Consider the following 15,251-nt stretch of genomic DNA (forward strand, 5'->3'; position numbering starts at 1 on the left):
TTTAACAAGGAATTTCTATGGCACGCATTATTGTTGTTACTTCGGGTAAAGGGGGCGTTGGCAAAACCACCTCCAGCGCGGCCATCGCTACAGGTTTGGCCCAGAAGGGAAAGAAAACTGTCGTTATTGATTTTGATATCGGCCTGCGTAACCTCGATTTAATCATGGGTTGCGAACGCCGCGTCGTTTACGACTTCGTCAACGTTATTCAGGGCGATGCGTCGTTAAATCAGGCGTTAATCAAAGATAAGCGTACTGAAAATCTCTTTATTCTTCCGGCCTCACAGACTCGCGATAAAGACGCGCTGACGCGTGAAGGCGTCGCAAAAGTTCTGGATGATCTGAAATCGATGGACTTCGACTTCATCGTCTGCGACTCCCCGGCCGGTATTGAAACCGGTGCGCTAATGGCACTGTATTTTGCCGATGAAGCGATTATTACCACCAACCCGGAAGTGTCTTCAGTACGTGACTCTGACCGTATTCTGGGCATTCTGGCGTCGAAATCTCGTCGCGCGGAAAATGGTGAAGATCCGATTAAAGAGCATCTGCTGCTTACGCGCTACAACCCTGGCCGCGTAAACAGAGGCGACATGCTCAGCATGGAAGACGTACTGGAAATTCTGCGCATCAAACTGGTTGGTGTGATTCCGGAAGATCAGTCAGTCCTGCGCGCATCTAACCAGGGTGAGCCGGTGATCCTCGACATCAATGCGGATGCTGGCAAAGCTTATGCAGATACCGTAGACCGTCTGTTGGGAGAAGAACGTCCTTTCCGCTTCGTTGAAGAAGAGAAGAAAGGTTTCCTCAAACGCCTGTTCGGAGGATAAGTTATGGCATTACTGGATTTTTTTCTCTCGCGGAAAAAGAGCACAGCAAACATCGCTAAAGAGCGACTGCAGATCATTGTTGCGGAACGTCGTCGTAGTGACGCCGAACCGCATTATTTACCGCAGTTGAGGAAAGACATTCTCGACGTTATCTGTAAGTATGTACAAATCGATCCAGAGATGGTCACTGTACAACTTGAACAAAAAGACGGCGATATTTCTATCCTCGAACTTAACGTGACATTACCAGAAGCAGAAGAGTCGAAATAAGCGCTTGGGTAAAAAAGTTGTGGTCGAAAAAAGGCAGAATATTCTGCCTTTTTTATTTTCAGTGACCCGTCCTGAATAGCGTTATTACCGAGTAAACAGTAGATAGGGTTCCAGAATAACCACCAGACACTCGCTTATTGTGGATATTCCAGCAACAGGGCGTTAAGTCGCTCGGCCATCAGCTCGCCACGCCAGCCGGAAATAAGCTCCGGCAAGGAAGACTTCGGCTTTAATTTCCAGTGCCAGTTAAGCAACTGATTTATCTGACGGCGGGAGGCCAGCAGCTCCACGCTGAGATTGTGTTCCGCGCTCACGTCAGCCACCAACGCCTTAATGGCTTTGAAGGCTTTACGGTAGCCCGGCATATCCATCAGGTTCAGCAGTGGTTCAGGCAACGATGCTTCCGGCAGGGCCTGCGCTTTTTCTACCAATGAAATCAGTGTCTTGCCATGGAAGCGAATTTCGCTCCCGGAAAGACCGAGGCTGTCCAGCTCACCCAGACTACCCGGCATATAGCGCGCCACTGACCACAGGTGCTCTTCGCGTACCACGAAATTCACCGCCAGATCGCGTTCACGCGCTTTACGCAGTCGCCAGTCAGCCAGCAGTTGCAGGCAGGCAAGCTGACGGGTACGCAGCTGCCAGGCGTTGGTAATGTCACGCCACGCGTCCTCAGGCGCCAGTACTTCCTGGCGACGCTGCTGCATTAAACGACACTCATCCAGCGCGGCCGGTAGCCAGCCAGAGGCATCGGTTTCAGCCATCAGTTTTGCGGTGATCGGTAATAAATACCAGACGTCCGCGGCAGCATACTCACACTGACGCTCAGTCAGCGGTCGGGCCAGCCAGTCCGTACGGGATTCGCTTTTGTCCAGCGCCACCCCCGTAAACTCTTCCACCATCGCGGCAAATCCCCAAGACAGCGGGCGACCGCAAAACGCGGCCAGAATTTGCGTATCAATCAGCGGCTGCGGAAGTTCGCCAAAGGTGTTGAGAAACACTTCCAGGTCTTCACTTCCCGCGTGCAGGAATTTGGTTATCGTGGTGTCGCGTAAAATGTCGCGCAGCGGCGACCAGTCGGTGATCCCCAGCGGATCAATCAGAGCAACGTGTTTGCCGTCAAACAGCTGAATGAGTCCCAGCTGCGGATAATAGGTACGCGTGCGAACAAATTCAGTATCCAGGGCAATCGCCGGAAACTCACGAACGGCTTCGCACAGCGTGGCCAACGCGTCGTCCGTGGTAATCATTTGGTAATTCAAATCGTGCTCTCTCAGGTTTGCGCCAAAAAAAACGCCGGATTAACCGGCGCTTTCTGATGACTGACTTAACGCTCAGCCTTTATTGTCCACTTTGCTACGGGCTTCGTCACGCAATTCTCGTCGCAAAATTTTGCCGACGTTAGATTTTGGTAACTCATCACGGAATTCCACCAGCTTCGGGACCTTGTAGCCGGTCAACTGACGGCGGCAGAACGTAATCAGCGCTTCATCGGTGAGTGACGCGTCTTTCTTCACGACAAAAATCTTCACCGCTTCACCGCTGCTGCCCGAGGGCACGCCCACCGCGGCTACTTCCTGAACGCCAGGATGTTGCATCACCACGTCTTCAATTTCGTTCGGATAAACGTTAAAACCGGAGACCAGGATCATATCTTTTTTGCGATCGACGATACGCAGGAAGCCTTCGTCGTCCATCACCGCAATATCCCCGGTGTGCAGCCAACCATCTTTAACAATTTCATCGGTCGCATCCGGGCGCTGCCAGTAACCCAGCATCACCTGCGGGCCTTTCACGCACAGTTCACCCGGCTCGCCCGGCGGGACTTCGTTATCGTCATCATCCACCAGCTTAACCTCAGTGGAGGGAACTGGCAGGCCAATACTGCCGCTGTGATAGTCGATATCATGCGGATTGACGCTCACCAGCGGCGAACACTCGGTCAGGCCATAGCCTTCCAGCAGATATTGGCCGGTCAGCTTCACCCAACGTTCTGCAACCGCCTGCTGGACGGGCATACCGCCCCCCGCAGAAAGATGCAGCGACGAGAAATCCAGTTGCTGGAAGTCTTTGTTATTCAACAAGGCGTTGAACAGCGTATTGACGCCGGTCATGGCGGTAAACGGGTATTTCGCCAGCTCTTTTACCAGGCCCGGAATATCACGTGGGTTAGTGATCAGTACGTTTTGACCGCCAAGCTCAATAAACAGCAGGCAGTTCATCGTTAAAGCAAAAATGTGATACAGCGGTAGCGCGGTGATCACCAGTTCTTTACCCGGATGCAGCAACGGACCGTAAGTAGCATGGACCTGCTCGAGGTTCGCCAGCATATTGCGGTGGGTGAGCATTGCACCTTTTGCCACACCGGTTGTCCCCCCGGTGTATTGCAGGAAGGCCAGATCTTCAGAGACCACTTCAGGTTTCACATACTGCATGCGATACCCGTTTTGTAACGCACTGCGAAACGAGATGGCATCAGGCAGGTGATATTTCGGTACCAGCCGCTTGATGTACTTCACAACAAAGTTAACCAGCGTTCCTTTGGCGGTTGATAGTTGATCGCCCATTCGCGTCAGGATCACGTGCTGAACCGATGTTTTATCGACCACTTTCTCCAGCGTGTGGGCAAAGTTGGACACGATCACAATCGCTGCCGCGCCGCTGTCATTAAGCTGATGCTCCAGTTCACGCGGTGTGTACAATGGGTTCACGTTTACCACAATCATGCCGGCACGCAGAATGCCAAACAGCGCCACCGGATACTGCAGCAGGTTCGGCATCATCAGTGCGACACGATCGCCCTTTTTCAGCCCCAGCCCTTCTTGCAAATATGCCGCAAATGCGCGGCTACGCTCTTCGAGTTTGCGGAAGGTCATCACCTCCCCCATATTCACAAACGCGGGCTGATCGGCATAGCGCCTGACTGAATGTTCAAACAGTTCCACCAGGGATTGATAACGGTCAGGATTGATCTCCGCGGGAACACCTGCGGGATAACGGTTAAGCCAAACCTTTTTCAATACATCACCTCTAAAATGCGTATTCGTCGTCATCACAACCCCAGACAATAAACAAACTGTTAACATAATATTAACTCAGCGTACCAGTTTGTTTATTACACAACGACAAGGTTGCGAAGCACGTCACTATTTATTTTTCTTATAGCCACATAAATGCAGAAACAGCGGACGCGCCGCTGCTTCTTTTATACATAAATCAAAGAGTTATTCTGTAACTATCGTCTGAACCTGTGCCGGACCTGGATTGTACCATCCCCATCCGCCGTAGCCGCCGTATGGCCAGCCACGCGCACCGTAGAACCAGGGATCGATGGGCTGCGGAGGCATCACGATCTGCTGAGTAATATGCCAGCGTTTATAACCGGTTACCTGCATCAGCATGAACTTATACGGCGTACTGCCAATTTTACCGTCCACCGTGCCGCTAATAGGCCCTACGACGGTGACCAGTTGTCCGCGGAAATCCACCGGATCGAGAAAGCCATTAACATCGGCATAAATACGCCCGCGTGAGGCTTCACCCAGAATCGGACGCGCGCCGCTGTCGAGAGGCACGGTGGCAATTTCCAGTCGGGATTTCCCCTGCTGATTCTGAATGTCCACCACTTTGCCGCCAAAGCGAGCTTCCTGTCCGACGTACAGTTGCGGCGCATTCATGACCCGTACCAGATCCTGTTGCGGCGTTGGGCTTGAACCTTTAATCGCATCAGGAATGGTAACGCAACCGCTTAGCATGAACGCCAATGCGCCCGTCAACACGCCTTTTAATACCCATTTTTGAACCGCCATGTTGCGACTCCCTTATCTCAGCGCCTGTCCCCGGTGAGTTTCAAACTGCTGCGCATTCATCGCGTTGAGCCCATTTGAAAGCATCGGGGGATGTACTACTAAGATTCATTCTTTTCCGGGAAGTTTCTTCCACGCCACGGTGTTACGTAAATAAACCGGTTCAGCATGTTCAACCGCTACCGTCTTTCCAGAGGCGAACAGTTGGGTGGCGAGAGGCAACATATCTTCAGCAGCCGGAAGCAAAACGTCGCCATCGCGCAGCATCAGGCCACTGTCTTTACCGAGTTCAGGCCATGCAGGCCAGCCCGTGCCGACCGTTACCCAATCACCGGAAAGCTGCAGCAGTCGCTCATGAACCTGTTCCGGAGTTAATACCGCTTCGGTGTCTTCGCCGTGCCAGATACCGTTCTCATCACGCTGGTATTCGGCCCAGTAGACTTCACCCATGCGCGCATCAATTGCGGCCAGCACGCGCGTTGCGCCGTTTTTGCGCCAGGCCCCCTGCGCCATAGTTGCCAGCGTGGACACGCCGATCATTGGCAAGTTCGCCCCTAACGCCAACCCCTGAGCAATACCAATACCAATACGCACGCCGGTGAAACTACCGGGACCTCGGCCAAACGCCAGAGCGTCGATATCCGTTAATGTGACATTGCCAACAGTCAGGATATCCTGAACCAGCGGCAGGATGCGTTGGGTATGCTCTCGAGGGCAAAGCTCGAAATGAGATGTGATATTACCGTCATTCCACAGGGCGACAGAGCACGCCTCTGTGGCGGTATCGATAGCCAGAATTCGCATGGGTCTTCGTGATCAGATCAATAAATTTGGCGCGTATCTTAGCACAGTCTGTAACAAATTACTCAGTCGTTGGTATGGCAAGAAAGCGAACCGCGCGGGCAATGTCACGCGTGCGGGGTGCCGGTGGCAGGCTGGCCAGGAATGTCGCACCGTAAGGTCGCATGACCAGCCGGTTATCACAAATCACCAGGACGCCGCGATCGTCAGCGTCACGAATCAAGCGCCCCACCCCCTGCTTAAGCGTGATCACGGCATCCGGGAGCTGGACTTCGTCAAACGGATCGCCGCCGCGCAGCCGGCAGTCTTCCATCCGCGCTTTTAACAGCGGATCGTCCGGCGAGGTAAACGGCAGCTTGTCGATAATAACCAGCGATAGCGTGTCACCTCGTACGTCCACACCTTCCCAGAAGCTGCTGGTCGCCACCAGCAGGGCATTGCCCGCACTGACAAACTGCTGCAATAGCTGCCCTTTGCTGGTTTCTCCCTGTAGCAGGACCGGGAGCGTCATGGTGGCACGAAACTGTTCCGCCAGGTCGCGCATCATTGCGTGCGAGGTACACAGCATAAAGCAGCGCCCATTGTTAGCTTCAATAATGGGGCGCAACATGGCGGCCAGCTGACGCGCCGCCCCCGGCTGGTTAGTTTGCGGAAGATTGCGCGGCACGCACAGCAGCGCCTGTCGCGTGTAGTCAAAGGGGCTCGGCAACAACATTGATTCAGCCTGTTCAATACCCAGTCGCGCGGTAAAGTGGCGGAGATCGTCGTTGACCGACAGCGTAGCGGAAGTAAAAATCCAGCAGCCCGGTTTTTGGTCCATCACCTCTTTGAATTTATCCGCTACGGTGAGTGGCGTCAGCGCCAGCGTAAAATGCCGTGAAGTGCATTCATACCAGTAGCTGAATCCCGGTTGGTTGATCTCCTTCAGGCGTTTCAAGCGGGCGCGATACAGCGTGGCGCGCTCGAACGCGGCATCCAGCAGCGCCGAACGTCCGAGCGACAGCTTCGCTACGTCGTAGCACAGTTCCAGCGTGTCATCGAGCAGCAGAAATGCCCGCTGGACGCGCTGATCGGCCAGCAATTCACGCAGGTTACCGCGATAGCCCGGCTCGCCCAGCTGCAGGCGGAAATCCTGCGCGCTTTGCGCCAGACGGTCAGCGCACTTTTGTAGTTGCTGGGTATCTTTTAGCTCGGTGCGATAGGCAATGGTAATGTCTTTGGCCAGATCGAGCAGTTGCCGACTGGAAAGCGACTGACCAAAATACTGGCTGGCGATATCCGGTAGCTGATGGGCTTCATCGAAGATCATCACGTCTGCCTCCGGGATCAGCTCCCCGAACCCGCTCTCTTTCACCACCATATCAGCGAGAAACAGATGATGGTTAACTACCACCACATCGGCATCCATGGCTTTTTTACGCGCTTTAACGACAAAACAGTCTTTATACAGTGGGCAGTCGCTGCCCAGACAGTTGTCGTTGGTACTGGTCACCAGCGGCCATGCGTGCGAGTCTTCCGCCACGCTGACGCAGGTGCTGATATCGCCATCAACGGTTTGATTCGACCACGAGCGCAGCAGGATCACGTCGCTTAAGGTTTGCACCGGCAAGTCACCGCCCGCCAGCGCCTGTTGTTCAAGGCGTTCCAGACACAGGTAGTTAGAGCGCCCTTTCAGCAACGCCAGTTTGCCGGTAAATTTCAGCGCTTTTGCCACGGTAGGGAGATCGCGGCTGTAGAGTTGATCCTGCAGCGCTTTCGATCCGGTAGAAATGATCACTTTCTTACCGGCGCGCAGTGCAGGCGCAAGGTAGGCGTAAGTTTTCCCGGTCCCGGTCCCGGCTTCGACGACAAGCGGCTGTGATTTTTCAATGGCATGCGAGACGGCGACGGCCATCTGTCGCTGTGGTTCACGCGGTTTAAAACCCGGTATCGCTTTAGCCAATTGACCGTCTGCTGCAAAATCGTCCGTCACACTACCCCCTGTTCATTTGAACAGGGATTATGTCAGGCCAGCGGGTCTTTCGCCAGTTGAAGAGGTGACGAGGGCACAACATTATGGCAGTCTTGTCGCCAACAGAAACCGATTAAATAAAAACGTAAATGAGGAATAATTTATGACTATCGTGCGCATTGATGCCGAGGATCGTTGGTCAGACGTGGTGATTCACAACAACACGTTGTATTACACCGGCGTACCGGAAAACCTGGATGCTGACGCGTTTGAACAAACGGCCAACACGCTGGCACAAATTGATGCGGTACTGGAAAAACAGGGCAGCAACAAGTCACGTATTCTTGACGCGACCATTTTCCTGACGGACAAAAGCGACTTCGCCGCCATGAACAAAGCCTGGGACGCGTGGGTCGTTGCCGGTCACGCGCCCGTGCGTTGTACCGTACAGGCCGGGTTGATGAACCCGAAATACAAAGTCGAGATCAAGATTATCGCCGCAGTGTAACGAGCGTTACTCGTCTTCGTCCTCGTCTTCAAAACGCGCCACGATCCGTTCGCCGGTATGAGTGGCGCGAATTTCAGCCGCGACCTGAGTGATCGCTTCGCCGCTGCTCATCCCCTGTGACATCAGTTCGTGAATACGCTCGACTGCTTTTTGCTGCTGTTCATGACTGAGTGAAGGTAAACCTGCAAACATTGTTAACTCCTGCTAGATTGTCTGCGCTAATTATCCCATGCTACCGGGCAGTAAGCCAGTAAAGTAGTAACGAGTCAGGACTGATGAAAACGTTATCTCCCGCAGTAATTACATTACCCTGGCGTCAGGACGCCGCTGAACGCTATTTCTCGACCTTAAGCCATCTGCCGTGGGCGATGCTGCTACATTCGGGGCACGCCGACCACCCGCATAATCGCTTTGATATTCTGGTCGCCGATCCTGTGATGACGCTGGTCACACGAGATGCAGACACCGCAGTGCATGACAAAGACGGAATCACGCACACGCCTGATGACCCGATGACGGTGTTACGCTCGGCGCTAACTTCACTGGCAATACGGCCCGATTATAATCCCGTTCTTCCCTTCCAGGGAGGGGCGCTGGGCCTGTTTGGCTACGATTTGGGCCGACGCTTCGAAGCGCTGCCAAATGTCGCTGAACGTGATATCACCCTGCCGGATATGGCGGTTGGCATTTACGATTGGGCACTGATTGTCGACCACCAGCGGCAAACCGTGTCGCTGCTCAGCCACGGTGATGTGCAGGCCCGCCGCCACTGGCTGGAAAGCCAGCGCGCGCCAACACGTGAGCCTTTTATGTTAACGTCAGCGTGGCAATCCAATATGAGCCGCGCGCAGTACGGCGAAAAGTTTCGCCAGGTACAGCGCTATCTGCACAGCGGGGACTGCTATCAGGTCAACCTTGCCCAGCGTTTTCAGGCGCAGTATCAGGGGGATGAGTGGCTCGCCTTTGAGCGACTCAACCAGGCCAACCGCGCCCCGTTCAGTGCATTTATCCGCCTTGAGGAAGGCGCAATCCTCAGCCTGTCGCCAGAGCGGTTTATTCAGTTGGAAAATCGGCAGATCCAGACGCGCCCCATCAAGGGCACCCTGCCGCGACTGGACTCGCCAGATGCCGATCGTCAGCAGGCGCAAAGACTGGCAAACTCACCTAAAGATCGTGCTGAAAACCTGATGATCGTGGATCTGATGCGTAACGACATTGGTCGCGTTGCCGTGCCGGGTTCAGTCAAGGTTCCCGAACTGTTTGTTGTCGAGCCCTTCCCTGCCGTGCACCATCTGGTCAGCACCATTACGGCGCGTTTGCCGGAATCGCTGCACGCCACGGATCTGCTGCGCGCCGCCTTCCCTGGTGGTTCCATTACCGGCGCGCCAAAGGTGCGGGCGATGGAAATTATTGACGAACTGGAACCACACAGACGTAACGCCTGGTGCGGCAGCGTCGGCTATCTGAGCTTTTGCGGCAATATGGATACCAGTATTACCATCCGCACCCTGACGGCCACCGACGGACAGCTTTACTGTTCGGCTGGCGGTGGAGTTGTTGCGGACAGTCAGGAAGACGCGGAATATCAGGAAACGTTTGATAAAGTGAACCGTATTTTGCATCAACTGGAGAACTGAACCGTGGAAAACAGCAGCCTGACGCTTGATGACTTTTTATCGCGCTTTCTTCTCCTGCGCCCGCAGGTCAATCATGAAGCGTTAAACCAGCGCCAGGCCGCCGTGCTGATCCCGGTCGTTCGCCGCCCACAGCCGGGATTGCTGTTAACCCAACGCTCGGTGCATTTGCGTAAACACGCCGGACAGGTTGCCTTCCCGGGCGGAGCTGTAGACAGCAGCGACGCGTCGCTGATTGCCGCCGCGCTGCGAGAAGCCGAGGAGGAAGTGGCCATTCCCCCTTCGTGCGTTGAGGTGATTGGCGTCCTGCCGCCGGTAGATAGCGTCACCGGTTTTCAGGTCACGCCAGTGGTGGGTATTATCCCGCCTAATCTGCCTTATCGTGCAAGCGAAGATGAAGTCTCTGCAGTATTCGAAATGCCGCTGGCGCAGGCGTTGCATCTGGGTCGTTATCACCCCTTAGATATCTACCGCCGGGGTGACTCGCATCGCGTCTGGCTTTCCTGGTATGAGCATTATTTCGTCTGGGGAATGACCGCCGGGATAATTCGTGAGCTGGCGCTGCAAATTGGCGTGAAGCCCTGACTATACTTATCTTTACGCACCGCAGACACAACCTGAAACGCCGGTCACAACATTAGTAAAACCGCGGTTATCTATTAGTTTAATTCATGTGAATAGTTAAGCCGATCGCCGCGTTCCCTCTTACACTATGCGCAGTTATAACATCGTTACTGGAAAGCCCAGTCGCCCTGTAGGAGTATTATCGTGATTAGTCTATTCGACATGTTTAAGGTGGGGATCGGTCCCTCATCTTCCCATACCGTAGGACCTATGAAGGCGGGTAAACAGTTCGTCGATGACCTGGTCGAAAAAGGATTACTGGACAGCGTTACTCGTGTTGCCGTCGACGTGTATGGTTCACTGTCGCTCACGGGTAAAGGTCACCACACCGATATCGCCATTATTATGGGTCTGGCAGGCTATGAGCCTGCGACCGTGGACATCGACAGCATTCCCGGATTTATCCGCGATGTAGAAACGCGTGGACGCCTGCTGCTTGCGCAGGGTCAACACGAAGTCGACTTCCCGCAAAACGACGGCATGCGTTTTCGCAACAGCAACCTGTCGCTGCATGAAAACGGTATGCAAATTCATGCCTACAACGGTGACACCGTTGTTTACAGCAAAACATATTATTCCATTGGCGGTGGTTTCATCGTTGATGAAGAACACTTTGGTCAGGACGCGGCGAATGAGGTCAGCGTACCTTATCCGTTCAAATCTGCCGCTGAAATGCTGGAGTACTGCAACAGCACCGGTCTGTCGCTCTCTGGCATGGTGATGCAGAACGAACTTGCGCTGCACAGCAAAAAAGAAATTGAAGAGTATTTTGGTAACGTCTGGCAAACCATGCAGGCCTGTATCGATCGTGGGATGAACACCGAAGGCATTCTGCCGGGGCCGCTGCGCGTGCCTCGTCGTGCCTCTGCCCTGCGTCGTATGCTGGTCTCCAGCGACAAACTCTCCAACGATCCGATGAACGTGATCGACTGGGTGAACATGTTTGCGCTGGCCGTAAACGAAGAGAACGCCGCGGGTGGTCGCGTTGTGACAGCGCCGACCAACGGTGCTTGCGGCATCGTGCCTGCGGTTCTGGCTTATTACGATCACTTCATTGAGCCCGTCAGCCCGGATATCTATACCCGCTATTTCCTGGCGGCCGGTGCAATTGGCGCGCTGTACAAAATGAATGCCTCTATCTCTGGCGCAGAAGTGGGCTGCCAGGGCGAAGTCGGTGTAGCATGTTCTATGGCCGCAGCAGGTCTGGCAGAGTTACTGGGTGCGAGCCCGGAGCAGGTATGTGTGGCTGCCGAAATCGGTATGGAACACAACCTCGGCTTAACCTGCGATCCGGTTGCCGGACAGGTCCAGGTGCCGTGCATTGAGCGTAACGCCATTGCTTCCGTGAAGGCGATCAACGCGGCACGTATGGCCATGCGTCGTACCAGCGCCCCGCGCGTCTCACTGGATAAAGTCATCGAGACCATGTACGAAACCGGCAAGGACATGAACGCCAAATACCGCGAAACCTCCCGCGGTGGCCTGGCGATCAAAGTTCAGTGTGACTAATACTTAATTTTCGCCCATCTGCGACGGATGGGCGAATTTGCTTCCCCTCCCTCGTCTACGGTAATTTTCCCCACTACACTTGCTCTGTTGCTGTTGGCTTCTGTGACCAACGGCTTATCGGGCGGCCCGCATGCAAACAGCACAACGGATCATCAAAAATTATCGCCGTAATCGCTTAATCGTCTGCACAGTTTGTGCACTACTGACGCTCATTCTTACATTATCTGTCCGATTTATTTCGGAGCGTAATTTAAATCATCACTCCACCGTCACGTTCGCTAACCATGCTGTAGAAGAGCTGGATGATATCCTGCTGCCGTTGCGGACCGGACGTGATGTGCTGCTGCCGTTAATTGGCCTGCCCTGCTCGGTGGCGCGCTTAGCCCTGAGCAAGCACGCCGCCAGACTGCAAACTGTGCGCTCTATTAACCTGGTTCAGGGTGGCATCCTCTATTGTTCGAGTATTTTTGGCTATCGCTATGTGCCCATCAAGCAGCTGCAACCTGAATTGCCCAGCCGCGAACCGCAGCTACTGTTATCCACCGATCATTCGCTCATTAAGGGCAGCCCTATTCTGACGCAGTGGTATCCGTCGTCTGCCAATGGCGAAGATGGGGTGCTGGAGATCGTCAATATTGAATTATTGTCGGGCATGCTGCTTGAACCACAGCCTCCGCAAATTACACATGCCAGTTTAACCATCGGTAAGCGGCATCTGCTGTACGGACAAGGCGTCGTCGACAAGCTACCGGAGAGTGACGGCGAACAACGCTACCAACTTTCATCACAACATTTCCCCTTTGCCATCAGCGTCAGCGGACCAGGAGCCAGCGAACTGGCGTTAAGACACCTGCCCACCCAGTTACCGTTAGCGGTCATGCTCAGCTTATTAGTCGGGTATCTGGCCTGGCTGGCGACCGCTAACAGAATGAGTTTTTCCTGGGAGATTAATCTGGCCCTCGCCGAGCGGGAGTTTGAGCTATTTTGTCAGCCACTACTGAACGCCAGCACCCAGCAGTGTACGGGCGTTGAAATTCTCTTACGCTGGAATAACCCGCGCCAAGGCTGGATTTCACCTGAAGTGTTCATTCCTATCGCGGAAGAGCACAACCTGATTGTCCCCCTGACTCGTCACGTCATCGCAGAAACCATTCAGCAACGGCACGTTTTCCCAATGAGCAGCCAGTTTCATATCGGTATCAACGTCGCCGCCAGCCATTTTCGTGACGGTATGTTGTTAAAAGACCTTAATCAGTACTGGTTCAGTCAGCATCCCATCCAGCAACTGGTGATTGAATTGACCGAGCGCGACGCGCTGCTGGATGTCGATTATCGACTGGTGCATGAACTTCACCGGCTGGGGGTAAAACTGGCCATTGACGATTTCGGTACCGGCAACAGCTCGCTCTCGTGGCTGGAAAAGTTACGCCCGGATGTACTGAAGATTGATAAATCCTTTACCTCTGCGATCGGGACTGATGCCGTCAATTCGACCGTTACTGACATCATCATCGCACTGGGGAAAAAACTGAATATTGAACTGGTAGCTGAAGGGGTTGAAACGCAGGCGCAGGCCCAGCATTTACGGCGACATGGCGTGAATGTATTGCAGGGATTTCTCTATGCCAAGCCGATGCCGCTGCGCGATTTTCCTCAATGGCTGGCGGGCAGTAGTACACCACCACCCGCCCGGCATAACGGGCATATCATGCCTGCTATGCCGTTTCGGTAGGTCAAATTATTCGTCTTCGTGGTGAGCGGATTGCTCTTTAACAATACGAACGAGATCCACACGATAGTCGTTCGCTTCGACAATGGTGATGCTTAGCGGTGCAACCTCAATCACATCGCCAACACGCGGAATGTGACCGTTAGCCGCGATAACCAGCCCCGCCACCGTCGCAATGTCTTCGTCTTCGTCCACCAGCGTATCAACGTCAAGCGCCTGCTGCAGAGCGTGCAGATCGGTGCCGCCTTTAACCAGCCAGCCACCCGCATCGGCGATGATTTCCGGTGTTTCATCAGCATCCGGGAACTCACCGGCAATGGCTTCCAGAACATCCAGCGGGGTCACCAGACCCTGAACAACGCCAAATTCGTTGGTAACGATAACGAAGCTGCCCCGGGCACGACGCAATACGCCCAACAGATTAATCGGATCCAGCGTTTCTGGGACCACGATGGCCGGTGACGCTGAGGCAATTGCTGCCACATCTACGCCGTCTTCGAGGGCCACTAACAGTTCTTTTGCCCGCACGATACCGATAATTTCGTCCAGTTCACCACGACACACCGGGAACAGGCTGTGTGGGGAAGAGAGCAGCTGTTCACGAATTTCTGCCACGCTCAGATCTGCATCCACCCAGCTGATTTCGCCACGCGGCGTCATAATGCCGCGCAAAGAACGTGAGGCCAGCGACAGCACGCCGTTGATCATATAGCGTTCTTCTTCAACAAATGCCCCTTCCGGAACGGGTACCGGCACCGGGTTGTCAGACTCCATCTGCACACCGGCCTGACGTTTACCGCCCATCAGGCGCACAATGGCCTCGGCGGTACGTGCACGCAGCGGCAGCGTCGACTGGTGGCGAATAAAGTTACGACGAGCAATCTGGTTAAACAGTTCGATAATAATCGAGAAGCCGATCGCAGCGTACAGATAACCTTTCGGAATGTGGAAGCCAAACCCTTCGGCTACCAGGCTCAAACCGATCATCAACAAGAAGCTCAGACACAGCACCACGACCGTCGGATGTTGGTTCACGAATCGCGTCAGTGGCTTGGACGCCAGCAGCATTACCGCCATCGCAATCACCACCGCCGCCATCATTACCGGCAGGTGGTTCACCATACCGACGGCTGTAATCACCGCATCCAGGGAGAAGACCGCATCGAGGATCACAATCTGCGTCACGACAACCCAAAAGCTCGCATAGCCTTTTGACTGGCCGGTATCATGCTCACGGTTTTCCAGCCGCTCATGCAGTTCGGTGGTAGCCTTGAACAACAGGAAGATACCTCCCAGCAGCATAATCAGGTCACGCCCCGAGAACGAATAGTCCATCACCGTGAACAGCGGTTTCGTCAGCGTCACCATCCACGAGATCACGGACAGCAGTGCCAGACGCATAATCAGCGCCAGCGACAACCCGATCAGACGCGCTTTATCCCGCTGTTTAGGCGGCAGCTTATCGGCCAGAATCGCAATAAAGACCAGGTTATCAATTCCCAGAACAATTTCGAGAACAACAAGCGTGAGCAAACCCACCCAAATCTGCGGGTCCATTAAGAATTCCATGACAAGCTCCTGCTCAAAGA

General features: G+C 54.2%; 14 protein-coding genes. 7 read left to right on the forward strand and 7 right to left on the reverse strand.

The genetic code is table 11. The annotated features are described in order from the left end of the window. Positions 1-17 precede the first annotated feature (17 nt). Positions 18-830 (forward strand): septum site-determining protein MinD, encoded by an 813-nt coding sequence (minD, locus tag FDX01_RS14275; protein WP_096756725.1) that lies wholly within the window; start codon positions 18-20, stop codon positions 828-830. A 3-nt stretch (positions 831-833) separates the two neighbouring features. Further along, positions 834-1,100: a cell division topological specificity factor MinE gene (gene minE / locus FDX01_RS14280; RefSeq protein ID WP_003833739.1), complete on the forward strand. Its 267-nt coding sequence runs from the start codon at positions 834-836 to the stop codon at positions 1,098-1,100. A gap of 134 nt (positions 1,101-1,234) precedes the next feature. Here minE and rnd read toward each other — a convergent pair whose 3' ends face one another. The 5 genes from rnd to FDX01_RS14305 form a co-directional block, all read right to left on the reverse strand. Continuing rightward, on the reverse strand, positions 1,235-2,350 hold the full coding sequence (gene rnd / locus FDX01_RS14285; RefSeq protein WP_137362925.1) for a ribonuclease D: 1,116 nt from the start codon (positions 2,348-2,350) through the stop codon (positions 1,235-1,237). 84 nt (positions 2,351-2,434) lie between these two features. Next, the gene (fadD, locus tag FDX01_RS14290) at positions 2,435-4,120 is read right to left on the reverse strand and encodes a long-chain-fatty-acid--CoA ligase FadD (protein ID WP_135911878.1); all 1,686 of its coding nucleotides are present in this window, start codon (positions 4,118-4,120) and stop codon (positions 2,435-2,437) included. Positions 4,121-4,324: 204 nt separating this feature from the next. Then, positions 4,325-4,909 carry a Slp family lipoprotein gene (locus FDX01_RS14295; protein WP_096756721.1) on the reverse strand — a complete coding sequence of 195 codons (585 nt, stop codon included), beginning with the start codon at positions 4,907-4,909 and terminating at the stop codon, positions 4,325-4,327. A gap of 105 nt (positions 4,910-5,014) precedes the next feature. Next, positions 5,015-5,710 (reverse strand): tRNA (adenosine(37)-N6)-threonylcarbamoyltransferase complex dimerization subunit type 1 TsaB, encoded by a 696-nt coding sequence (gene tsaB / locus FDX01_RS14300; protein ID WP_137399980.1) that lies wholly within the window; start codon positions 5,708-5,710, stop codon positions 5,015-5,017. A gap of 58 nt (positions 5,711-5,768) precedes the next feature. Continuing rightward, positions 5,769-7,679: an ATP-dependent DNA helicase gene (locus tag FDX01_RS14305; protein WP_096756719.1), complete on the reverse strand. Its 1,911-nt coding sequence runs from the start codon at positions 7,677-7,679 to the stop codon at positions 5,769-5,771. 142 nt (positions 7,680-7,821) lie between these two features. Here FDX01_RS14305 and FDX01_RS14310 point away from each other — a divergent pair, with 142 nt between their 5' ends. After that, positions 7,822-8,166, forward strand: coding sequence for a RidA family protein (locus tag FDX01_RS14310; protein ID WP_096756718.1), 345 nt, complete (start codon positions 7,822-7,824; stop codon positions 8,164-8,166). A 6-nt stretch (positions 8,167-8,172) separates the two neighbouring features. Here FDX01_RS14310 and FDX01_RS14315 read toward each other — a convergent pair whose 3' ends face one another. Next, positions 8,173-8,358: a YoaH family protein gene (locus tag FDX01_RS14315; RefSeq protein ID WP_096756717.1), complete on the reverse strand. Its 186-nt coding sequence runs from the start codon at positions 8,356-8,358 to the stop codon at positions 8,173-8,175. Between the two features lie 83 nt (positions 8,359-8,441). On the opposite strand from FDX01_RS14315, the gene pabB reads away from it, so the two are divergent. The 4 genes from pabB to FDX01_RS14335 all read left to right on the forward strand — a co-directional run bounded on the left by pabB (position 8,442) and on the right by FDX01_RS14335 (position 13,665). Then, positions 8,442-9,803 (forward strand): aminodeoxychorismate synthase component 1, encoded by a 1,362-nt coding sequence (gene pabB / locus FDX01_RS14320; protein ID WP_170974777.1) that lies wholly within the window; start codon positions 8,442-8,444, stop codon positions 9,801-9,803. A 3-nt stretch (positions 9,804-9,806) separates the two neighbouring features. After that, positions 9,807-10,385: a CoA pyrophosphatase gene (locus FDX01_RS14325; protein ID WP_115258246.1), complete on the forward strand. Its 579-nt coding sequence runs from the start codon at positions 9,807-9,809 to the stop codon at positions 10,383-10,385. Between the two features lie 183 nt (positions 10,386-10,568). Then, the gene (gene sdaA, locus FDX01_RS14330) at positions 10,569-11,933 is read left to right on the forward strand and encodes an L-serine ammonia-lyase (protein WP_115258245.1); all 1,365 of its coding nucleotides are present in this window, start codon (positions 10,569-10,571) and stop codon (positions 11,931-11,933) included. A gap of 130 nt (positions 11,934-12,063) precedes the next feature. Further along, on the forward strand, positions 12,064-13,665 hold the full coding sequence (locus tag FDX01_RS14335; RefSeq protein WP_137399981.1) for an EAL domain-containing protein: 1,602 nt from the start codon (positions 12,064-12,066) through the stop codon (positions 13,663-13,665). Between the two features lie 6 nt (positions 13,666-13,671). Here the strand turns inward: FDX01_RS14335 and yoaE are convergent, their stop codons facing one another. Further along, on the reverse strand, positions 13,672-15,231 hold the full coding sequence (gene yoaE / locus FDX01_RS14340) for a CNNM family cation transport protein YoaE (RefSeq protein WP_096756712.1): 1,560 nt from the start codon (positions 15,229-15,231) through the stop codon (positions 13,672-13,674). Positions 15,232-15,251: the final 20 nt, after the last annotated feature.

The organism is Citrobacter sp. wls613, assembly GCF_005281195.1.
GTDB lineage: Bacteria > Pseudomonadota > Gammaproteobacteria > Enterobacterales > Enterobacteriaceae > Citrobacter > Citrobacter gillenii.

Excerpts from the sequence above, each read along its gene's own strand:
- minD (WP_096756725.1), top strand. The coding sequence starts at position 18 with ATGGCACGCATTATTGTTGTTACTTCGGGTAAAGGGGGCGTTGGCAAA.
- minE (WP_003833739.1), top strand. The coding sequence starts at position 834 with ATGGCATTACTGGATTTTTTTCTCTCGCGGAAAAAGAGCACAGCAAAC.
- rnd (WP_137362925.1), bottom strand. The coding sequence starts at position 2,350 with ATGATTACCACGGACGACGCGTTGGCCACGCTGTGCGAAGCCGTTCGT.
- FDX01_RS14295 (WP_096756721.1), bottom strand. The coding sequence starts at position 4,909 with ATGGCGGTTCAAAAATGGGTATTAAAAGGCGTGTTGACGGGCGCATTG.
- tsaB (WP_137399980.1), bottom strand. The coding sequence starts at position 5,710 with ATGCGAATTCTGGCTATCGATACCGCCACAGAGGCGTGCTCTGTCGCC.
- FDX01_RS14310 (WP_096756718.1), top strand. The coding sequence starts at position 7,822 with ATGACTATCGTGCGCATTGATGCCGAGGATCGTTGGTCAGACGTGGTG.
- FDX01_RS14315 (WP_096756717.1), bottom strand. The coding sequence starts at position 8,358 with ATGTTTGCAGGTTTACCTTCACTCAGTCATGAACAGCAGCAAAAAGCA.
- pabB (WP_170974777.1), top strand. The coding sequence starts at position 8,442 with ATGAAAACGTTATCTCCCGCAGTAATTACATTACCCTGGCGTCAGGAC.
- FDX01_RS14335 (WP_137399981.1), top strand. The coding sequence starts at position 12,064 with ATGCAAACAGCACAACGGATCATCAAAAATTATCGCCGTAATCGCTTA.
- yoaE (WP_096756712.1), bottom strand. The coding sequence starts at position 15,231 with ATGGAATTCTTAATGGACCCGCAGATTTGGGTGGGTTTGCTCACGCTT.